The sequence below is a fragment of the Pseudophaeobacter sp. 1A16562 genome (assembly GCF_041008785.1).
Lineage (GTDB): Bacteria > Pseudomonadota > Alphaproteobacteria > Rhodobacterales > Rhodobacteraceae > Phycobacter > Phycobacter gallaeciensis_A.
Genome location: NZ_JAXGFT010000001.1, coordinates 265,386 through 286,493, shown reverse-complemented (window position 1 = coordinate 286,493; position 21,108 = coordinate 265,386). Strand labels below are relative to the sequence as shown.

General features: G+C 63.6%; 18 protein-coding genes. 16 read left to right on the top strand and 2 right to left on the bottom strand.

Annotated elements, in window-relative coordinates; translation table 11 throughout:
• Window positions 1-75: 75 nt before the first annotated feature.
• The gene (locus SM764_RS01365; RefSeq protein WP_369000826.1) at window positions 76-855 is read right to left on the bottom strand and encodes an IclR family transcriptional regulator; all 780 of its coding nucleotides are present in this window, start codon (window positions 853-855) and stop codon (window positions 76-78) included.
• Between the two features lie 181 nt (window positions 856-1,036).
• Between SM764_RS01365 and SM764_RS01360 the strand changes: the two genes are divergently transcribed.
• The 12 genes from SM764_RS01360 to SM764_RS01305 all read left to right on the top strand — a co-directional run bounded on the left by SM764_RS01360 (window position 1,037) and on the right by SM764_RS01305 (window position 15,671).
• Window positions 1,037-1,981 (top strand): tripartite tricarboxylate transporter substrate binding protein, encoded by a 945-nt coding sequence (locus SM764_RS01360; protein ID WP_065272570.1) that lies wholly within the window; start codon window positions 1,037-1,039, stop codon window positions 1,979-1,981.
• A 74-nt stretch (window positions 1,982-2,055) separates the two neighbouring features.
• Entirely contained in the window at window positions 2,056-2,586 is a 531-nt protein-coding gene (locus tag SM764_RS01355) for a tripartite tricarboxylate transporter TctB family protein (RefSeq protein ID WP_274831390.1), read from the top strand.
• A 24-nt stretch (window positions 2,587-2,610) separates the two neighbouring features.
• On the top strand, window positions 2,611-4,230 hold the full coding sequence (locus tag SM764_RS01350) for a tripartite tricarboxylate transporter permease (protein ID WP_274827638.1): 1,620 nt from the start codon (window positions 2,611-2,613) through the stop codon (window positions 4,228-4,230).
• Window positions 4,137-5,579, top strand: a complete 1,443-nt coding sequence (locus SM764_RS01345; RefSeq protein WP_082996089.1) for an aldehyde dehydrogenase family protein — start codon at window positions 4,137-4,139, stop codon at window positions 5,577-5,579. Before SM764_RS01350 ends, SM764_RS01345 begins: the two co-directional genes overlap by 94 nt.
• Window positions 5,580-5,596: 17 nt before the next feature.
• Entirely contained in the window at window positions 5,597-6,829 is a 1,233-nt protein-coding gene (locus SM764_RS01340) for a Tm-1-like ATP-binding domain-containing protein (RefSeq protein ID WP_274866958.1), read from the top strand.
• A gap of 398 nt (window positions 6,830-7,227) precedes the next feature.
• Window positions 7,228-9,321, top strand: a complete 2,094-nt coding sequence (locus SM764_RS01335; protein WP_368947252.1) for a 3-hydroxyacyl-CoA dehydrogenase NAD-binding domain-containing protein — start codon at window positions 7,228-7,230, stop codon at window positions 9,319-9,321.
• A gap of 1 nt (window position 9,322) precedes the next feature.
• The gene (locus SM764_RS01330; protein WP_369000825.1) at window positions 9,323-10,498 is read left to right on the top strand and encodes an acetyl-CoA C-acyltransferase; all 1,176 of its coding nucleotides are present in this window, start codon (window positions 9,323-9,325) and stop codon (window positions 10,496-10,498) included.
• Between the two features lie 100 nt (window positions 10,499-10,598).
• On the top strand, window positions 10,599-11,798 hold the full coding sequence (locus SM764_RS01325) for an acyl-CoA dehydrogenase family protein (RefSeq protein ID WP_369000824.1): 1,200 nt from the start codon (window positions 10,599-10,601) through the stop codon (window positions 11,796-11,798).
• On the top strand, window positions 11,795-12,928 hold the full coding sequence (locus SM764_RS01320; protein ID WP_369000823.1) for an acyl-CoA dehydrogenase family protein: 1,134 nt from the start codon (window positions 11,795-11,797) through the stop codon (window positions 12,926-12,928). The genes SM764_RS01325 and SM764_RS01320 overlap by 4 nt, the downstream gene beginning before the upstream one ends.
• Window positions 12,909-13,331 carry a PaaI family thioesterase gene (locus tag SM764_RS01315; protein WP_347508654.1) on the top strand — a complete coding sequence of 141 codons (423 nt, stop codon included), beginning with the start codon at window positions 12,909-12,911 and terminating at the stop codon, window positions 13,329-13,331. The genes SM764_RS01320 and SM764_RS01315 overlap by 20 nt, the downstream gene beginning before the upstream one ends.
• Window positions 13,328-14,107, top strand: coding sequence for an oxepin-CoA hydrolase, alternative type (locus tag SM764_RS01310; protein WP_274831383.1), 780 nt, complete (start codon window positions 13,328-13,330; stop codon window positions 14,105-14,107). The genes SM764_RS01315 and SM764_RS01310 overlap by 4 nt, the downstream gene beginning before the upstream one ends.
• A gap of 64 nt (window positions 14,108-14,171) precedes the next feature.
• A complete protein-coding gene (locus SM764_RS01305; RefSeq protein ID WP_369000822.1) occupies window positions 14,172-15,671 on the top strand; it encodes a class I adenylate-forming enzyme family protein in 1,500 nt (499 codons plus the stop codon).
• 271 nt (window positions 15,672-15,942) lie between these two features.
• Here SM764_RS01305 and rpe read toward each other — a convergent pair whose 3' ends face one another.
• A complete protein-coding gene (gene rpe, locus SM764_RS01300; protein ID WP_274827645.1) occupies window positions 15,943-16,632 on the bottom strand; it encodes a ribulose-phosphate 3-epimerase in 690 nt (229 codons plus the stop codon).
• A gap of 265 nt (window positions 16,633-16,897) precedes the next feature.
• Here rpe and phnC point away from each other — a divergent pair, with 265 nt between their 5' ends.
• The 4 genes from phnC (at window position 16,898) to phnE (SM764_RS01280) (ending at window position 21,096) form a co-directional block, all read left to right on the top strand.
• Window positions 16,898-17,722 (top strand): phosphonate ABC transporter ATP-binding protein, encoded by an 825-nt coding sequence (phnC, locus tag SM764_RS01295; protein WP_369000821.1) that lies wholly within the window; start codon window positions 16,898-16,900, stop codon window positions 17,720-17,722.
• A gap of 68 nt (window positions 17,723-17,790) precedes the next feature.
• A complete protein-coding gene (gene phnD, locus SM764_RS01290; RefSeq protein WP_368998708.1) occupies window positions 17,791-18,693 on the top strand; it encodes a phosphonate ABC transporter substrate-binding protein in 903 nt (300 codons plus the stop codon).
• A 127-nt stretch (window positions 18,694-18,820) separates the two neighbouring features.
• Window positions 18,821-19,702 carry a phosphonate ABC transporter, permease protein PhnE gene (gene phnE, locus SM764_RS01285; RefSeq protein ID WP_274827648.1) on the top strand — a complete coding sequence of 294 codons (882 nt, stop codon included), beginning with the start codon at window positions 18,821-18,823 and terminating at the stop codon, window positions 19,700-19,702.
• Window positions 19,699-21,096, top strand: a complete 1,398-nt coding sequence (gene phnE, locus SM764_RS01280) for a phosphonate ABC transporter, permease protein PhnE (protein ID WP_369000820.1) — start codon at window positions 19,699-19,701, stop codon at window positions 21,094-21,096. Before phnE (SM764_RS01285) ends, phnE (SM764_RS01280) begins: the two co-directional genes overlap by 4 nt.
• Window positions 21,097-21,108: the final 12 nt, after the last annotated feature.

The window sequence follows — 21,108 nt, the reverse complement described above, 5'->3', positions numbered from 1 at the left end:
GAACGAGCTCCTGATTGCGGGGCCATCCGGCGGCGCCGGTGGGGGAAAGGCGGAAAAACGGGATCATATGCGGCATCATGCGGCGGCCTCTTGGGGGTAGTCGGCCGGGGCGGCGCCGCCGATACGATGGGTCAGGGTCTGACCGGCGCGGTGCAGGGCGGCGGGGATCAGAACGGATTGTTCCGGCGTCATGCGGGACACCGGCGCGGCCACGGCAAGGGCGCCGATTACCTGACGGTCGGCGCCAAAGACCGGCACCGCGTGGGAATGTACTTCGGCTTCGAAGCCGCCGACGGATTGCGCCATGCCGCTGCGGCGGACCTCTTCCAGCTGGCGGCGGATCGCCTCTGGATCGGTGACGGTGGCGGCGGTGTGGCTGTGCAGCGGCCCGGACAGAACCGCATCGACGAACTCGGGATCGGCATAGGCCAGCACGGCCAGGCCGGAGGCAGTGCCGTGATAGGTCAGAACCTCGGCATCCTCCATCATCACCCGGGCCGCGTGGCGCGGCGAATAGGCGTGGCTGAGCGAGTTGAGCTGGGTGCCCTGCACCAGCGACAGATGGGTGGTTTCCCCGGTTTCCTCGCTCAGATCCTTCAGCACCCGGCGCGAGACGGACAGGATCGGAACCGCGGCTTCGCGTAGGGCGGCGAGGCGCAGAACCTGCGGACCCAGCCGGTAGGACCGGTCGCCATCGGCCTGTTCGACAAAGCCTGATTCCTGCATTTCGCCCATCAGCCGATAAACAGTCGCCTTGTTCATGCCTGACAGGCGCGTGAGATCGCTGAGGCCGATCTCGGTGCGGCCATGATTGAAATATGTCAGCAATGACAAGGCTTTGGAGACTGTACCCATGTGGTTCGGCGATCCCGTGAATGCTGTGTGATCAGGCAAAGTCCAGGAATTTCCGCCTCTGCCTTTCAAATTTGTTGACAGATAACCGGGGAGGCTGTCAATCTAAATTCAAACCAACGGTTCGAATAATGAACCATCATGGCCCAACAGAGTCCAACTGACAGCAACCGGGAGACTTGCAATGAAACTGACCACCATCGTCAAAGGCGCAGCGGCGGCCACCGCCCTTGGCCTCAGCGCCGTTGCGGCGCAGGCCGAGTATCCGGAAAAGCCGGTGAACTTCATCGTGCCTTGGCCTCCGGGCGATCTGGAAGACGTGCTGACCCGGATGATCGCCGAGGATTTCCAGAACGAATACGGCGTTGCGGCGGCGGTGGTGAACAAGCCCGGCGGTGGCGGTGGACCCTTCCCCGGTGCGATCGAGGTCGCCAATGCGCCCGCTGATGGTTACACCATCGGCTCCTTCGTGATCGGCGTGCCGGTTGTCGGTCACCAGATCGACATCCCGCCGCTGACCCCGGCCAAGTTCGACCCGCTGGGGATCTTCCTGACCTATCCCTTTGTCATCGCAACCTCGGGCGATGCGCCCTATTCCTCGATGGAGGAACTGGCAGCATACGCCAAGGAAAACGACGTGGCGCTGGGCCATTTCGGCGACGTGCTGACCCCGACCCAAGTGACCAAGGCCTTTGCCAAGAACGCCGGTTTCGAATGGGGCTCTGACGCGGCCTTTGATGCGCTGGATTGCAACACGCTGGCCTCGGGCGATGCGGATGTGATCAACACCACGCTGCAGCTGATCCTGCCCTGCCTTGATGATGTGAAGGTGCTGGTCTCGATCACCGATGAACGCATTCCGCTGGTGCCCGATGCGCCTGCGATCGGTGAGCTGGACGACAGCCTCAACATCGCGCTGTGGAATGGTCTCTTCGTGACCAAGGACACACCGCAGGACGTGCGCGACAAGATCATCGCGGTGGCCGAGAAAACCGTGATGAGCGAACGCGCCCAGAACGTGGCCAAGGAAACCGGCGCGCTGATCTACTGGCAGAACGCCGAGGACAGCGCCGCCCGTGTGGCCGCTGACATCGACACCATGGCGCGGATCGGTTCGATCCTCGAATAAGCCATCTTCCCGGATCGGGGCGCCTCGCGGGCGCCCCGGACCCTTGTTCCCCTGCGCGACAGAAGTTCCCCTCCATGACGACAGAACGCGAACGCCGTTTCCCCGGCCCTCGGCGCGGACAGCTGGTTTTTGCCCTTGGGTTTCTCGGGCTCTCCGTGCTGCTGCTGGTGCTGATTGGTGATCAGACCGCTTGGGTGAAAAAGACCAAACTCTTTGCCCAGCCCCGGTTCTGGCCCGGCGTGGCCCTGGGCGGCATGGTTCTGATGGGGGGCTTGCATCTCTACCGGCTGCCCTGGCGGCGCACGACGCGGTTCGACCTGAACGAGGCGCGGCGCTGGGGGCAGGCGGTGGAATACGTCGCCTGGTTCATGGCCTACGTGCTGCTGGTGCCGCTTGTGGGCTATCTGCCGGTGACGCTGGTCTTCGTGCCGCTGCTGACCTGGCGCATGGGCTATCGCAGTCGCCTGATGCTGTGGACCAGCGCTGGTTTCGCCCTTGCCGTGGTGCTGGTGTTCAAGGGGCTGTTATCGGTGAAGATCCCCGGCGCGCTGCTCTATGAATATCTGCCGGGGTCCCTGCGCAGTTTTGCCATCCTCTACCTCTAGGCCTTCAGTATAACGGGATCCCCGATGGACCTTATTCTTTCTGCAATCGAGATCCTGATGCGCTGGGACGTGGCGCTGGCGCTGCTGGCCGGGTCGGTGGGCGGCGTGCTGATCGGTGCCATACCCGGCGTCGGTCCGGCGGTTGCGATTGCCATCCTGCTGCCCGCGACATTCTCGATGGATCCCATCGTGGGGCTGACCGTGCTGCTCGGCATCTACGGCTCCTCCATGTACGGCGGCGCCATTCCAGCGATCCTGATCAACACACCCGGCACGGCGGTCAACGCGCTGACCACCTATGACGGCTACCCGATGACCGCGCGCGGAGAGCCGCGCCGCGCCCTAAGCCTTGCCTATTCCGCCAGTTTCTTTGGTGGCGTTTTCTCGGTCATCTGTCTGATCCTTTTTGCCCCGGTGCTGGCTAAGGTGGCGCCGATGTTCGGCAGTCGCGAGATCTTCCTCGCCGCGCTGCTGGGCCTCTTGCTGGTGGTGGTGGCCCATCGCGGGCAGGCGCTAATCGCAGGGGCGCTCGCTTGCTTTGGCATTTTCCTCAACACCATCGGCATGGAGCCGGTGAAATACACCCAGCGATACACCTTCGGGCAGGATTTCCTGGGCGGTGGCATCAACCTCATAGTCGTGGTTCTTGGGCTGTTTGCGATCTCTCAGGCTTTTGTGCTGCTTACGGATGAGGACGAGAAGATCCGTCTGACACGCCTGCGCGGCGGCATGTTCCAGGGCCTGCGAGAGCTGTCGCGCCATCCCCGTGTGGCGTCAGTCTCTGCCGGGTTTGGCGTCTTGATGGGGATGATTCCCGGCGTCGGCGAATTCACTGCGCAGTTCATGTCCTACACCTATGCGCAGAAGACCTCCAAGCGACCGCAGGATTTCGGGCGCGGGTCGTCCGAAGGGCTAATCGCCGCCGAAACCGCCAATAACGCCGTGCCCGCCGCTGCAATGGTGCCGCTTCTGGCGCTGGGTATTCCGGGTGAGGCGCTGACGGCGATGATGCTGAGCGTCTTTTACGTCCATAACGTGGTGCCGGGACCGGGGCTGTTCCAGAACGACATGGATTTTGTGGTGGCGCTCTATCTCGCGCTCTTGATCCTCAACGTGCTGGTGCTGATCTTCCTGCTGTTTGCGACCCGCAGCCTGATCCAGGTGGTCAGGATCCCCAATCGCTTCCTTGGCGTCTGTATCCTGACGCTCAGCTTTGTCGGGGTCTATTCCCTGCGCAACTCTGCCACCGACTGCGTGATGGCGGCGGCATTTGGTCTGGTGGGCTATGTGTTGAAACGCCTGTCGCTGCCTGCGGTGCCGATCATCCTTGGCATGGTCCTGGGCGGCATCATGGAGGTGAAGCTGCGCGCGGCCATGGCGCGGGTCAAAACCCCCTTTGATTTCATCGACCGCCCGGTGGCGTTCATCCTGTTTTCCATCATCATACTGGTCCTTGTGATGCATACCGTCCGCATTCTGCGCGACCGCAAGGAGCTGAAGGAGGCCGAATGGCAGACCAAAACCTCATCAACGAACTTCGGCGGGCTGATGTGGCGCCGCAAAAACTCTTTCTTGAAGGATCGTGGCAAGCAGGTTCGGGCACGCCATGCGAAGTTACTTCGCCGATTGACGGATCTGTTCTGACCACGCTTGAAGGCGCGTCAGCGGCGGATGTGGAGCGTGCGGTGGCAGCCGCCCGCGCGGCGTTTGAGGATGGCCGTTGGTCCCGTCTGGCGCCTGCTGCCCGCAAGAAGGTGCTGCACAAGATCGCCGACCGGATCGAGGCGGAGGCGCTGTCGCTTGCCGTTCTTGGCGTGCGCGACAATGGCACCGAAATGGGCATGGCGCTGAAGGCCGAGCCGGGATCGGCGGCGGGCACCTTCCGTTATTACGCCGAGGCGCTGGACAAGGTCGCGGGAGAGGTCGCTCCCACCGCCCCCGATGTGCTGGGGCTGGTGCAGCGCGCGCCGGTGGGCGTTGTCGGCGCCATCGTGCCGTGGAATTTCCCGCTGATGATCGGCGCCTGGAAACTGGCGCCTGCACTGGCAATGGGCAATTCGGTGGTCTTGAAACCCGCCGAGACCGCCTCGCTGTCGCTGTTGCGTCTGGCCGAGATCTGCGCCGAATGCGGCCTGCCGGATGGGGTGCTGAACGTGGTCACCGGCGCGGGCGCGGAAACCGGCGCGGCGCTGGCCGAATCCATGGGCGTCGATGTGCTGGCCTTTACCGGATCGGGCGGCACCGGGCGCAAACTGCTGGAGGCCTCGGCGCGCTCCAACCTCAAACGCTGCTATCTGGAGTTGGGCGGCAAATCCCCCAATATCGTCTTTGCCGATGCCCCCGATCTGCGCCACGCGGCAAAAGTTTCGGCGGCGGGGATTTTCCGCAATTCGGGGCAGGTCTGCGTGGCCGGGTCACGCCTTCTGGTCGAAGCCTCGGTGCATGATGAATTTGTCGCCATGCTGATAAACGAGGCCGAGGCGCTGCGGGTGGGCGACCCGCTGGATCTGGGCAATCACATCGGTGCGGTCAATTCCGAGGACCAGCTGCGGCGCAACCTGTCTTTCATGGATATGGCCCGCGCCGAAGGTGGTCAGGTGGTGACCGGTGGCAACCGGATCCTGCAGGAAAGCGGCGGCACCTATATGGCGCCCACCATCGTGACCCACGTTGCACGGGACCATGCCCTGTTCCAGCGCGAGGTCTTCGGACCGGTGCTGTCAGTGACCAAGTTCGAAACCGAGGAACAGGCGCTGGCGCTGGCCAATGGCACCGATTTCGGCCTGGCCGCAGGGGTCTGGACCGCCAACCTGTCCCGTGCCCATCGCATGGTCGCGGGCATCCGCGCGGGGGTGGTCCATGTGAACACCTATGGCGGCGCAGATAATACGGTGCCGCTGGGCGGGGTCGGGCAGTCCGGCAATGGCCACGACAAATCGCTGCATGCGCTCGACAAATACGTCGATCTGAAAACCGCCTGGATCCAGCTTTAACCGGAGGCAATGACACGATGCCCGATAAAACCATTCTGATCGCCGGGACCTATGACACCAAGGATGCCGAGCTGGCCTATCTGGCGGATGTGATCCGGGGGCAGGGCGGCGGCGTCCTGACCATGGATGTCAGCGTCTTGGGGGATCCGAGCCAGCCCACCGACATCAGCAAGCATCAGGTGGCCGAGGCAGGCGGCAGTTCCATCCAGGCCGCCATCGACAGCGGTGATGAAAACACCGCCATGCAGATCATGGCGAAAGGCTCCGCAGCCAAGGCGCTGGAGCTTTATCGTGCTGGTTCCATCGACGGGGTGATCGTGCTGGGCGGCACCATGGGCACCGATCTGGCGCTGGACCTTTGCGCGGCGCTGCCGCTGGGGGTGCCGAAATATATCGTCTCCACCGTGTCCTTTTCACCGCTGATGCCGCCGGAGCGTATCCCGGCCGATGTCCAGATGATCCTCTGGGCCGGGGGGCTTTATGGCCTGAACTCGGTCTGCAAAGCTTCGCTGAGCCAGGCGGCGGGCGCGGTTCTGGGCGCGGCCCGTGCGGTGGAGCCGCCGAAACGCGAACGCCCGCTGATCGGCATGACTTCCTTTGGCAAGACGGTGCTGCGCTACATGGTGACGCTGAAACCGGCGCTTGAGGACCGCGGCTATGAGGTGGCCGTCTTCCACGCCACTGGTATGGGCGGGCGGGCGTTTGAAAGCCTCGCCAGCGAAGGCGCCTTTGCCGCGGTGATGGATTTCGCCCCGCAGGAAGTGACCAACCACCTGTTCGGCGGTCTGTCGGCAGGCGCGGACCGGATGACCAATGCAGGCGCTTCGGGCACCCCGCAGCTGGTGGCGCCGGGCTGTTATGATCTGGTGGATTTTGTCGGCTGGCAGGAGACCCCGCCGCAGCTACAGGGGCGACCCAGCCATGCCCACAACCGGCTGCTGACCTCGGCGGTTCTGGACGCCGACGAGCGCCGCCTTGTCGCCCGTACCATCAGTGACAAGCTGCAAGGCGCCACCGCCCCGGTCGCGGTGCTGCTGCCCGAGCAGGGCTGCAACGAATGGGACCGCCCCGGCGGCGATCTGCACGATGCCGAGGGGTTGTCGGCCTTTTGCGATGAAATGCGCGCGGCCTGCCCGGGCAATGCGACATTGCACGCGCTGGACTGCCATATCAACGACGCAGCCTTCGCTGAGAAGGCGCTTGAGATCTTCGACGGCTGGGTGGCTGAGGGACTGATTCCGCAGGGATAGACGTCTGCGCACCTGCCGGATCACCAAATCTTGAAAGCGCAACAAGGGCGCCCGCGACAGTGGGCGCCCTTGTTGCGCGTTAGGGGGAATAGAATAGGTGTTCGGTGTTTTGCTGCCGAAAATACTTCCTGCGCGCAATGATATTACTTGCCAGGCGAAGGGACGCGGCCTAGGGTGCTGTCAAATTAGTGGAACAATGTTCTACATAGTGGAATAGGGATTGACAGTCAGACCGCTGGCCTGAATTCTGCGGTTCCGCAGATGACGCCGGGTTCTGGCAAGGGCGGCAAAGACCGGCCTTGGCGCGCGGAGGAGGGCGTGGCTAGATCCCGACAGGAACAGGGGGCGTGTGCAAAAGGCCAGAGGCCCGCAGCCCCGCCAAGGAGAGGAAAATACGGATGACGGATGCCATTGGATACGAACGCGTTGGGGATATTGCGGTCCTCAAGGCGCAGAACCCGCCGGTAAATGCGCTGGGCCTGGACGTGCGCCAGGGCCTGGTGGACGGGATCGAGCGGGCCGAATCGGAAGGCGCCAAGGCGGTGCTGATCTACGGTGACGGTCGCACCTATTTCGCCGGCGCCGATATCCGCGAATTCGGCAAGCCGCCGCAGGGGCCGTTTCTGCCCGATGTCTGCACCCGCATCGAATCGTCGCCGCTCTTGGTGATTTCGGCGCTGCATGGCACCGCACTGGGCGGTGGGCTGGAAATCGCGCTTGGCTCGCACTATCGCATCGCCGTGCCTTCCGCGCGTATCGGTCTGCCGGAAGTGCTGATCGGCGTGATGCCGGGCGCCGGTGGCACCCAGCGTCTGCCGCGTCTGATTGGTATTGACGCCTCGGTTGACGTGATCACCTCGGGCCGTCAGGTCGGTGCCAAGGAAGCTTTGAGCCTCGGCATTCTGGACCGCGTCGAAGAGGGCGAGCCACGCGAGATCGGCCTTGCCTATGCGCAGGAGCTGCTGGATCAGGGCGCCCCGCGCCGCGCCATCAGCGAAATGCCCGCGCCCGAATCCGTCGATTTCGATGCGCTTTATGACTCTGTGCTGAAAAAAGGCCGCGGCCTGCTGGCGCCTGCGGTTGCAATCCGCGGCATTCAGGCCTGCTGCGAACTGCCCTTTGACGAGGGCATGAAGCGTGAGCGTGAACTCTTCATGGAACTAATGAGCACCGATCAGCGGCAGGGCATGATCCACGCCTTCTTTTCGGAACGCGCAGTCAGCAAGCTGCCGGAACTGAAAGGCGTTGAGCCGCGCGCGCTGAACAGCCTCGGCGTTATCGGTGGCGGTACCATGGGGGCAGGTATCGCCACGGCAGCGCTGCTGGCCGGTCTGCCTGTCGTAATGCTGGAGATGACCGCCGAGGCCGCCGAAGCCGCCAAGGGCCGCATTTCGGGCAACCTTCAGGGCGCGCTGAAGCGCGGCAAGATCAGCCAGGAGAAGTTCGATCATCTGACAGGTGAGGCGCTGACTCTCGCCACCGATTACGATGCACTGAGCGATGTCGATCTGGTGATCGAGGCCGTCTTCGAAGAAATGGGCGTCAAGAAAGAGGTCTTTGGTAAGCTGGATGCCGTCTGCAAGAAAGGCGCGATCCTGGCCTCTAACACTTCGTATCTCGATGTGAACGAGATCGCCGCCAGCACCTCGCGTCCCGAGGATGTGATCGGTCTGCACTTCTTCTCTCCGGCGCATGTGATGAAGCTCTTGGAGATTGTTGTTGCCGACAAGACCGCGCTCGACGTGGTTGCCACCGGGTTCGAGCTGGGCAAGCGGCTCAAGAAAATCTCGGTCCGCGCCGGCGTCTGCGATGGTTTCATCGGCAACCGGATCCTTGCCACCTATCGCAAGGCGGCCGATCACATGGTTCTGGACGGTGCCTCTCCGTACCAGATTGACAAGGCGCTGACCGATTTCGGTTTCGCCATGGGGCCTTTCGCGGTGGCGGATCTGGCGGGGCTCGACATCGGCTGGGCCGTGCGCAAGCGCAAGCGCGCCGAGGGCATGGACCCGCGCGAGCGTGACAGCAGCTACATGGACAAAATCTGTGAGGCGGGCAACTTTGGCCAGAAGACCGGCAAGGGCTATTACGTCTACGAGGCAGGCAAGCGCGGCGGCACCCCGAACCCCGAGGTGACCGAGTTGATCGAGGCAGAGCGCGCCGAGAAGGGCATCACCCCGAAAGAGTTCACCGACGAAGAGATCGTGACCCGCTACATGGCGGCCATGGTCAATGAGGCCGCCAAGGTGGTGGGCGAAGGTATCGCGCGCCGTCCGCTGGACGTCGATATGACGCTGCTCTTCGGCTACGGCTTCCCGCGCTATCGTGGCGGGCCGCTGAAATGGGCCGACATGCAGGGGCTGGATACGCTTCTGGCGAACATCAAATCCTACGCCGAAGAAGACGATTATTTCTGGCAGCCCGCGCCGCTGCTGGAGCAGTTGGTTGCCGAGGGGCGCACATTCGACGATCTGAACAAGGAAAACAGCTGATATGAAAGAAGTCGTTATCGTCTCTGCCGCCCGCACCGGGCTGGCCAAATCCTTCAGGGGATCCTTCAACATGACCCACGGCGCCACCATGGGCGGTGCCGCGGTCGAGGCCGCGATGGCCCGCGCCGGGATCGAAGGCGCCGAGATCGAGGATTGCATCATGGGCTGCGGCGCTCCCGAAGGGGAAACCGGTGCCAATATCGCCCGCCAGATTGCTCTGCGCGCCGGGCTGCCGGTCACCGCATCGGGCATGACCGTGAACCGCTTCTGCTCCTCCGGTCTGCAGACCATCGCCTTGGCGGCGCAGCAGATCATCTGCGAAGGCGCAGGCCCGATGGTGGCAGGCGGGGTGGAAAGCATCTCGATGGTGCAGCCGAAACTGCGCCCCGTGCAGGAAGCCTGGCTGAAAGAGCATAAGCCCGCCGTCTATATGACCATGATCGAAACCGCCGATATCGTCGCGGAGCGTTACGGCATCAGCCGCGAAGATCAGGACGCCTATGGTCTGCGCAGCCAGCAGCGTATCGCTGCGGCGCAGGAAGCCGGTCTGTTCAAGGATGAGATCATTCCCGTCTCCACCACCATGGCGGTGAAGGACAAGGAAACCGGCGAGATCTCGATGAAGGACGTTGTCGTGGACCGCGACGAATGCAACCGTCCCTCGACCACGTTCGACGGTCTCGCTGGTCTGGCGCCGGTGCGCGGTGACGGCAACTTCATCACCGCAGGCAACGCCAGCCAATTGTCCGATGGCGCCGCTGCCGTGGTGCTGATGGAAGCCAAGGAGGCCGAGAAGCGCGGGCTTGAGGCCATGGGCGCCTTCAAAGGCTTCTGCGTTGCAGGCTGCGAGCCGGACGAGATGGGCATCGGCCCGGTCTTTGCCGTGCCGCGGCTGCTGGAACGCCACGGGCTGACGGTGGATGACATCGATATCTGGGAGCTGAACGAAGCCTTCGCGAGCCAGGCGCTCTACTGCCGCGACCGGTTGGGCATCGATGACGAGAAATGCAACGTCAACGGCGGCTCAATCGCCATCGGCCATCCCTTTGGCATGACCGGCGCCCGTATGACCGGCCACATCCTGCGCGAAGGCAAGCGCCGCGGCGCCAAGCTGGGCGTCGTCACCATGTGTGTCGGCGGCGGCATGGGCGCAGCGGGCCTGTTCGAAATCTACTGAACCGCAATCAAAGACCACGCGGCACCCGGCGGGCAGTCATCGCCCGCCGGATGTCGCCCGGCCCGATTGGATCGTGCCAAAGGGCCATGAGGAGAATGAAATGGATCTGAGTTACACCCCCGAAGAACAGGCCTTCCGCGAGGAGGTGCAGCGTTTTCTGGACGAGAAACTGCCCAAGGAAATGTCGGATGCGGTCCGCGAGGGACGCAGCCTCGGCAAGGAAGGCCACGAACGCTGGCATGCCATCCTGAACGAACAGGGCTGGCTGGCGCCGAATTGGCCGCGCGAATTTGGCGGCTGCGAATGGAATGCCGTGCAGCGCCATATCTTCGAAGAGGAATGCTGCCGCGCTCATGCACCGCGCATCGTGCCCTTTGGCCTGACCATGCTGGCGCCGGTGTTGCAGAAATTCGGATCCAAGGAACAGCAGGACTATTACCTGCCCAAGATCCTGAGTGGCGAACACTGGTGGTGCCAGGGCTATTCCGAGCCGGGCGCAGGGTCTGACCTTGCCAGCCTGAAAACCAAGGCGGTGCGCGAAGGCGACCACTATATCGTCAACGGCCAGAAGACCTGGACCACGCTGGGCCAGCACGCCAACTGGATCTTCTGCCTGGTGCGCACCGCCCCCGATGCCAAGCAGCAGGAAGGCATTTCCTTCCTTCTGATCGATATGGACACGCCGGGCATCGAAGTGCGCCCGATCATCCTGCTGGACGGCACCCACGAGGTGAACGAAGTCTGGTTCACCGATGTGAAAGTGCCGGTGGAAAACCTGGTGGGCGAGGAAAACAAGGGCTGGACCTACGCCAAGTACCTCCTGACCCATGAACGTACCAATATCGCCGGTGTCGGATTCAGCCAGGCCGGTCTGGATGCGGTGAAACGTCTGGCGCGGGTGCAGATGCACAAGGGCCGCCCGCTGATCGAAAACCCCTATTTCGCGGCCCGCATGGCGCAGGCGGAGATCGATCTGATGGCCATGTCTACCACCAACCTGCGCATCATCTCGGCGGCGGCCTCCGGTCAGGCGCCGGGTGTCGAAAGCTCGATGCTGAAGGTGAAGGGCACCGAAATCCGTCAGGAAATTAACGATATGGCGCGCCGGGCTGCGGGCGTTTACGCGATGCCCTTTGCCTCCGAAGCGGTGGAAGGCGGCAATGAACCGCCGGTCGGCCCCGAAGGCACGGCTGCCGTTGCCGCGCAGTATTTCAATAACCGCAAACTGTCGATCTTTGGCGGTTCCAACGAAATCCAGAAGAACATCATCGCAAAAGTGAAAATGGGAGGCCGGGCATGAACTTCGACCTGACCGAAGAGCGGCAGATGCTGCAGGACAGCCTGCGTCGCTTCCTGTCGGACCGCTACACGACATCCGTGCGCAACGACATCCTGGAAAGCGAGACCGGGTTTTCCGCTGACATCTGGGGCCAGCTGGCCGAACTGGGTGTCATCGGTGCGCTGTTTTCCGAAGAGGACGGCGGGTTTGGCGGCGCCGGTTTCGATATCTCCACCGTGTTCGAGGAACTGGGCCGCGCCGGCGTCGTTGAGCCGCTGCTGGACACCGCACTGCTGGGTGGTGGTCTGATCGCGGCACTGGGCAATGACGAACAGAAGGCCCTCGTGGAAGAGGTGATCGGCGGTGCCGTGCAGCTGGCCTTTGCGCACGGCGAGCCGAACAGCCGCTATGAGCTGTCGCGCGTGGAAACCACGGCTCAGGCCGAGGGTGATCAGATCGTTCTGAACGGGCGCAAGGCTGTTGTCGTCAACGCCGAGACTGCCGATCACCTGGTGATCTCTGCGCGCGAAAGCGGCGCAGCGGATGCGACCGATGGGATCTCGTTGTTCCTGGTGCCCCGCGATGCCGAGGGCCTGTCGCTGCGCGGCTATGCGCTGCTGGCCGGTGGTCGCGCTGCCGAGGTCGAGCTGGATAACCTGCGCCTGCCTGCCTCTGCCCGTCTGGGCGATGCTGGCGCCGCATGGTCTGCCATGGCCGGGGTCTTTGCCCGCGCCGAGGTGGCGCTGGCTGCCGAAACCCTGGGCGCGATGGAAACCGCGACCGAGCTTACCCGTCAGTACCTGCTGACCCGCAGCCAATTTGGCCGCCCGATCGGCACCTTCCAGGCGCTGCAGCACCGGGTGGCGGATCTGCTGATCGAGATCGAGCAGGCGCGCTCGGCAGTGATCAACGCGGCCGGCCATCTGGAAGGCGACGCGCGGATGCGCGATCTCAACGTGGCGGCGGCGCGCAACCTGATTGGCCGTGCAGGTCGTCTGGTGGCCGAGGATTCGATCCAGCTGCACGGCGGTATCGCCATGACGCAGGAATACGAACTGGCCCATATCGCCAAACGGATCGTCATGGCGGAGCACCGCTTTGGTGATGCGGACACGCAGCTGGAGCGTTTTCTTGACCTCAGCGCCGCGTGATACCGGCGAGGTCCGCCTGATCGAGGAACCCGGTTGCCAGCAGATGGTTGGCTACCGGACCGAGGTCGATACCCGGGATGGCTCCTGCACCGTGACGCTGGAGCTGGAGCCCCGGCATATGAACCGCCATGGCATCGTCCATGGCGGCATGGTGGCCACGGTTTTGGATGTGGTCTGCGGCAATACTGCAATGCAGTTCTTCGATCCGGACGGAAACGCGGACCTGGTCACCGTTTCGCTGAACCTCTCCTATGTGGGGTCGACGCGGACCGGGGCCATTACGGCCCGCGCCCGGCCTACGGGGGGCGGCAAAAGCATCGCCTATATCTATGGCGAGCTGTTTGATGACACCGGCCGCCTGCTGGCCACGGCAAACGGAATTTTCAAGAGGATACGGAAATGACCCGACGTGCACGGATGGACGATCTTGGCGACCGCGCGGTTGTCGTGAATATGAACCCGGACCGCCGGGGCGCCCTGTCGCAGGATCTTTACGACGCCATTCAGGCGGCGCTGGATCTGGCGCAGGAGCCGCGCATCCGTGCTGTGCTGCTGACCTCGGAAGGTGGGTTTTTCTGCGCGGGCGGCGATCTCAACGTGCTGATCGAACGTCGCGGCCTCAGCGAGGACGAGCGCCGCGCCAAGGTCAACAACCTGCATGATCTGATGCGCGGGATCCGGGACTGCCCGGTGCCGGTGATCGCCGCCGTCGAGGGCGGCGCGGCCGGGGCCGGTCTGTCGCTGGCGCTGGCAGCGGATCTGATCGTGGCCTCTTATGGGGCGAAATTCACCGCCGCCTACGTCAAGGCTGGGCTGGTGCCCGATGGCGGGCTGACGGCCTCGCTGGCGCGGATGCTGCCGCGTCCGCTGGCGATGGAAATGTGCCTTTTGGGTCGGCCGGTGACAGCCGGACAGATGGCTGCGCTCGGCGCGGTCAATCAGGTGGTGGCGCCGCAGCGCGTTCTTGGCGCGGCGCACAGCCTTGCCGATGCGCTGGCCCAGGGCCCGCGCGCGGCGCAGGGCACCATCCGGCATCTGGTCTCCAGCGCCTATGAGGCGGCAGAAACTGCACAGCTTGATGCAGAATGCGCCGCTATGGCCCGTGCGGCTGGCGGCGAGGAGGCAGGCGAGGGCATCGCGGCCTTCCTGGAAAAACGCGCGCCGCAGTTCAGCGGCTAGGGTCCGGCCCGCACAGGGCCTGCACCCACGACATAACCGGCGCCGGATTTGGGAGGAGAGGGCAATGGAACGATGGCATGATTTACTGACCGCTCAGGTGGCCGAGCGGCCGGAGGCTGCGGCCTTTTCCGACAGTGGCGGCACGGCCTGGAGCTATGCCGAGCTTTCGACAGCCGTAGAGGCGGTGGCCGAGCATCTGCGGAAGGTTGGCGTGCAGCCGCGTGACCGGGTCATGGTCTTGTCGGAAAACTGCTGCGCGGCGGTGGCAGCGATGCTGGGCGCCTCGCGGATCGGGGCCATCGCGGTGCCGGTCAATGCAAGGATGAGCGCGGGGGAAGTGGACCGGATCCTGTCCCACGCGCGCCCGGCGGCTGTGCTGTGCACCTCCGCAATTTCCCCCGAGGCCGAAGCCCATGCCGCGCGGATTGAGGCACGCGAGATCAGTGGCGCCTTTGGCGCTCTGCATCTGGCCTGCCCCTATGCCTCAAACCCCGATGCCCCGGAGGAGGTGGCGGTTCTGCTTTACACCACTGGCACCACCGGCGCGCCAAAAGGGGTGATGCTGACCCATGCGAACCTTCTGTTTGGCGGCAAATCCTCGGCCGAGCTGCGCGATATGGGGCCGGGGGATGTGATCTATGGCGTCTTGCCGATGACCCATGTCTTTGGCCTGGCCTCGGTGATGACGGCGGCGATCCTGTCCGGGGCCGAGGTCTGGCTGGAGGCGCGTTTCTCGGCGGCGAAACTCTATGAGGCGCTGCGCCGGGGCGTAACGCGTCTGGCGGCGGTGCCGCAGATGCACGCGCTGGTGATGCAATACGCCAAGGAACAGGGGTTGGAGCGGCTTGGCAGCGAGGTCCTGCAATACGTTTCCTCAGGGGCGGCGCCGCTGGATCCCGAATGGAAGCGCAAGGCCGAAGGGTTTTACGGGGTGGCCCTGCAGAATGGCTATGGCATGACCGAGACCACTGCCGGGGTCTGCGCCACCAAGAACAGCCAGCTGGGGGATCCCGACATTTCCACCGGTACGCCGATGCCCGGGGTCGAGGTGCGCATCGATGAGAGCGTTCCGGGCGGTGGCGATGGGCTGGGAGAGGTTCTGGCGCGTGGGCCGAACATCATGCTGGGCTATTATCGCAACCCCGAGGAAACCGCCAAGGTGCTGGACGCAGAAGGCTGGATGCACACTGGTGACATGGGCCGTCTGGACGCGCGCGGGTTCCTGCATATCGAGGGACGCTCGAAGGAGTTGATCATCCACGGTGGTTTCAATGTCTTTCCGCCCGAGGTGGAGGCGGCGCTGAATGCCCATCCGCAGGTGGTGCAATCTGCCGTGGTTGGGCGCAGGGTCAGCAGCGATGAAGAGGTTCTGGCCTTTGTGCAGGTGGTGCCGGGGGATGCGCCGGATCCGGCAGAGCTGATGGCTTTCGTGCGCGGTCAGCTGGCCGGATACAAATGCCCGACGCTGATCATCCCGGTCGAAGCCTTGCCTGCGGCCCCGACGGGCAAGATCCTGAAGCACAAATTGCTGGAGACTTTTGCGGACCGTCTGGAAGAGGCGTGAACGGGGCGCTCCCGTCCCCGGACGGGCGGCCTGCGGGGCAGGCCTTGTGCGGGGTTGGGCGTGGCGCCGCTGCGCGGCGCAGGGAAAGATCTGCTGAGAGGCGTTTCAGGGGCAGGTCTGCCCTGAAAGCGCGACGTCCAGTGTTGGGCCGGGACAGCGCCGCCTCAAGGGTAAACCGCGCCTGTGGCGCGGCTGCAGGCGCAGCCCTTGACCCGCCGCTCTCCCTCAGATGCCGTCTCCGGTGGAGACGGCGGCAGGAGGGGAGGTTCCCTCAGGTCCAGGTGCCTTCGGCGGCGGCGCGGATGGCGCGGATGTTTTCGCCATAGACGCCCGGGTTATCGACCGAGCCGCCGCGGAAGACCGCGGAGCCGGCCACCAGCACATCGGCGCCGGCCTTGGTCACCAGCGGTGCGGTGCTGGGATCAACACCGCCGTCGATTTCAATATGCACGGGCCGGTCGCCGATCATCTGGCGCAGGGTCGCGATCTTGCCGGTCATGTCGATGAATTTCTGCCCCCCAAAGCCCGGATTTACCGTCATCACGCAGATCAGGTCGGTGAGGTCGAGAAGATGCGCCACAGCCTCGGCCGGGGTGCCGGGGTTCAATGCGACGCCTGCCTTCATGCCTGCCGCGCGAATGGCTTGCAGGGTGCGGTGAATATGCGGGCCTGCCTCGACATGGGCGGTCAGAACATCGGCGCCCGCATCGGCATAGGCGTCGATATAGGGATCCACCGGCGCGATCATCAGGTGCACATCCATCACCGTTTTTACATGCGGGCGGAAGGCTTTGACCGCTGCGGGGCCAAAGGTGAGGTTCGGCACGAAATGCCCGTCCATCACGTCCACATGGACCCAGTCGGCGCCTTCGGCCTCGATGGCCTGGATTTCCTGGCCGAAGTTGGCGAAATCGGCGGAGAGGATGGAGGGGGCGATCTTAACACTGCGGTCAAAGGACATGGGAGGGGTTCCTGCATACTGGGGCGCTGGTGGAGGGTCTTCTGCGCATATAGACCGGCGCGGGCGCGGTTTACAGGGGGCAGTTTGTCCTTGCCCGCTATTTCCCCCCGTTGCCCTGTGGACCGTGACCCCCGGTGCGTTCTGTGACGCAGGCATGACGGTTTCGTGGCTGCGGGGCGGTCCGCGTTACAAATAATTCACCGCGATTACACAAATGATTTGAGGAGCACCGTTAGGCAGTCCCGGAAACGAACGGGGGCCGATTGTGCTGCGCATAGAAAAACTCACCAAACGCTTTGGCGACAAGACCGCGGTGGATACCGCGACTCTCGACATCGACAAGCCCTGCATGATCGGCATTATCGGCCGCTCCGGTGCGGGAAAATCGACCCTGCTGCGCATGATCAACCGTCTGGGCGATGCCAGTGAAGGGCAGATCCTGTTCGAAGGGCGCGATGTGACCCGGCTGAAAGGGCGTGAGAAGCGCGCCTGGCAGTCGGACTGCGCGATGATCTTTCAGCAGTTCAACCTGGTGCCGCGCATGGATGTGGTGTCGAACGTGCTGCATGGCACGCTCAACCGCCGCTCGGCGCTGGCGACCATGTTCAACCTTTATCCGATGGAAGACATCCACCGGGCGATCGATATTCTGGACCGTCTGGGCATTGCCGAACACGCGGCCAAGCGGGCCGAGGCCTTGTCGGGCGGGCAGCAGCAGCGCGTCGCCATCGCCCGCGCCCTGATGCAGGACCCGAAGATCATCCTGGCGGATGAACCCATTGCCTCACTCGATCCGATGAATGCCCAGACCGTGATGGAGGCGCTGCGCCGCATCCACGAAGAAGACGGGCGCACTGTCATCGCCAACCTGCATACGCTGGATACCGCGCGCCGCTATTGCGACCGGGTGGTGGGGATGCGCGACGGGCGCATCGTCTTTGACGGGCTGCCCGAGCAGCTGACCACCGGCGTTGCCCGCGAGATCTACGGCGCCGGCGCCGATTTCTCAGAAGCCGCGACATCCACCGAGATCGAAACGCTGACGCGTACCGAAAGGCCCATCCGAGAGGCCGAGGCCGCCGCGCTCTGATCTTCACCCTCTTTCATCATCCCAAAGCACGAGGCTTTGGGCCCAAACCAAACCGGAGTGACCTAGAGATGAAAAAACTGATTGCTGCCGCCCTGATGACAACTGCCCTGACCACACCGGTCATGGCCGAGGACATTCAGGAATTCCGTATCGGCATCCTTGGCGGTGAAAACGCCCAGGACCGCATGAACAACAACGAGTGCCTGCGCGCCAAGACCGAAGATCTGCTGGGCGTCGAAACCAAGCTGTTCGCCCCCGCTGATTATAACGGCGTGATCCAGGGTCTGCTGGGCGGCACCATCGACATGGCCTGGCTGGGCGCCTCTGGCTATGCCAAGACCTTCCTGTCCGACCCCGAAGCGGTTGAGCCGATCCTGGTGAAAGTGAACAACGACGGTGGCTATGGCTACTACTCGGTTGGTTTTGCCCGCAAGGACAGCGGCATCACCGCGCTGGAAGACGTCAAAGGCAAGATCTTCGGCTTTGGCGATCCCAACTCCACCTCCGGCTTCCTGATCCCCTCGATCGAGATCCCGCAGGCAACCGGCGCCAGCATGACCTCGGGCGACTACTTTGGTGAAGTGAAGTTCACCGGCGGTCACGAGCAGACCATCGTTGCGGTCAACAACGGCGATATCGACGCCGGTGTGACCTGGGCCGACGGCCTGGGCAACTGGGAAGACGGCTACAACTCCGGCGCCCTGCGCAAGGCGGTTGATGCCGGTCTCGTCGACATGAACGACCTGGTCAAAATCTGGCAGTCCAAGCCGATCCCGGAAGGCCCCGTTGTTCTGCGCAAGGACCTGCCCGAAAACGTCAAGGTCAAGATGACCGGGCTGATGGCAAGCCTCAAATCCATGGATGCAGATTGCTTCTACGGTGTGGCCGCGGGTGAAGCCAAAGGCTTCATGCCGATCACCCACGACGCCTACGAAGTGATCATCGAAGCACGCAAATTGAAGTCCAACTGATTTTAGGACCAACGCGGCGGGGTCCGGTCTTTGTGCCGGGCCCCGTATTCCTCTGACGCGCGCCCTTGCAGGGGCGTCCCTGCGATCAGAGGCCCATCCGAACACCAATATATCCCCAGGAAACCCCATGGCAGATCTGACAGCGGCCCCGCCTTCCGGTGCCTCCTCGACCGAGGCCATCCGCGCCGAATATGTCGACCTCACCCGGCGCAAGCGTCTTTACGGGACGATCCTCCTGATCGTCTTTGTTGCCATGATGGTGGCCGGGTTCCGCACCGCAGATGACCGCAATGCCGGGTCCTTTGCTGATGGGTTTACCCGTATTTTCGACTACCCGGCCGAGGTGCTGAGCGAAGCTGCCGAGAAGGTGACAGAGCTGCCCGGCCAGGTCGTGCATTTCTTCCCGGCGCTGGTGGAGACGCTGAATATCGCGGCGGCCTCGACCCTGATCGGTGCCATCTTCGGCACGCTTCTGTCGCTCTTGGCGACGCGGGGCATGGCGCTCTGGCCATCGCTGATCCCGGTCTTTCGCCGGGTGATGGATATCTGCCGGGCGATCCCGGAAATCGTCATCGCGCTGGTGCTGATCTTCCTTTTGGGCGGTGGCCCGGTGCCTGCCATGATCGCCATTGCCATCCATACGGCGGGTGCATTGGGCAAGCTGTTTTCCGAGGTGAACGAAAACGCCTCTTTGAAGCCGGTCGAAGGCCTGTCCTCGGTCGGGGCCACCTGGGCACAGCGCATGTGGCTTGGCGTCATCCCGCAGGTGGGGCCGAACTATGTCAGCTATGCGCTGCTGCGGTTTGAAATCAACATTCGCGCCTCGGCGATCCTTGGCTTCGTCGGCGCGGGTGGCATCGGCTACGAGTTGAAGAACGCCATGTCCTGGGGCAAGGGCCGCTACGACGAGGCCGCAGCCATCTTTATCCTCCTGTTCGTCACCATCGTCGTGGTCGATCAGATCTCTGGCAAGCTGCGTGACCGGCTGATCAATGGAGCCAAACAATGACGACTCTGGATGTGAACCCGGGTGCAGGCGCGCGCCGTGACGCCGCCGCGCTGAAGCAGGAGATGGCGGGGCTGTTCCGCACCAAGAAGCTGATGGCCTTTGCGGTGCCGCTGGTGGTGCTGGTCTATATGGCCTACGTCTTTTTCGCCTTTGACGTGCCGGGCCTGTGGGAGCGTGCCAGCCTTGAAAACGCCCGCACTCTTGTCAGCGACAGCTACAGCTACAAGACCCATGTGACGCGCGACAACCGCGATGCCTCCGTCTCGGTCGCCATCGAAGGCGAGCGCAAGGGCAGCTACCCCGAAGGCGAGGCGCCGGATTGGGTGAGCCTTGGCGAAACCACGGTGATCGATCTGGAAAACGGCCATACCGTGCGCTTTGGACCTGAAACTGTGGAATATGACATTCCCGGCTACGGCACCGTGCGCGCCACCCCCAGCCGAAGCGCCGGGGTGCAGGCCGAGTTTCCCGCGGGCGATGTACCGGACTGGATCAGCTCCTCGAAGAACCGTCTGGCGATCAAGACCGACGCAGGCCGCCTGACAGTGACCCGCAACCGCTCTGAAGTGTTCCGCTATTTCACCGGCTGGGAGCTGTTCTTCTTCACCCTCGACAGCCCCTATCACGGGATGAGCGCCTCTGCGCTGTTGGGGCGGGCGGCCTCGGGTGAGGCAGGCGCGATCTTCAACGATTTCTGGACCAACAAGATGTGGCGCCATCAGGATGTGGCCTGGGCCATTGGGGAAACGCTGCTTATGGCCTTCCTCGGCACCATCGGTGCGGGCATCGTGGCGTTGCCGCTGGCCTTCCTTGCGACCCGCAACTTTATGCCGATCCGCACCCTGCGCTTTGCCACGCGCCGCCTGTTCGATTTCGTGCGTGGGGTGGACAGCCTGATCTGGACGGTTGTGCTGGCGCGCGCATTCGGACCCGGTCCGCTGACCGGTGCGCTGGCGATCCTGGTGACCGATACCGGCACCTTCGGCAAGATCTTTTCGGAGGCGCTGGAGAATGTCGATGAAAAGCAGATCGAAGGCGTGGCCTCGACCGGTGCCAAACCGGTGCAGCGCTATCGGTTCGGGGTAATCCCGCAGGTGACCCCGGTTCTGCTGTCGCAGCTGCTCTACTTTCTTGAATCCAACACTCGCAGCGCCACGATCATCGGCGCCATCACCGGCGGCGGTATCGGTCTGTTGCTGACCCAGGCGATCATCACCCAGAAGGACTGGGAAGAGGTGGCCTATTACATCGTGCTGATCATCGTGATGGTGATGCTGATGGACTGGTTCTCGGGCATGCTGCGCCGCCGCCTGATCCAGGGCGATCCCGGCAAGCCGCGCCAGGGCAAGGCGAAGAAGGGCGAGAAGAAGAACATGCCCTTCGTGCTGCCCTGAGCATGCAAGAGA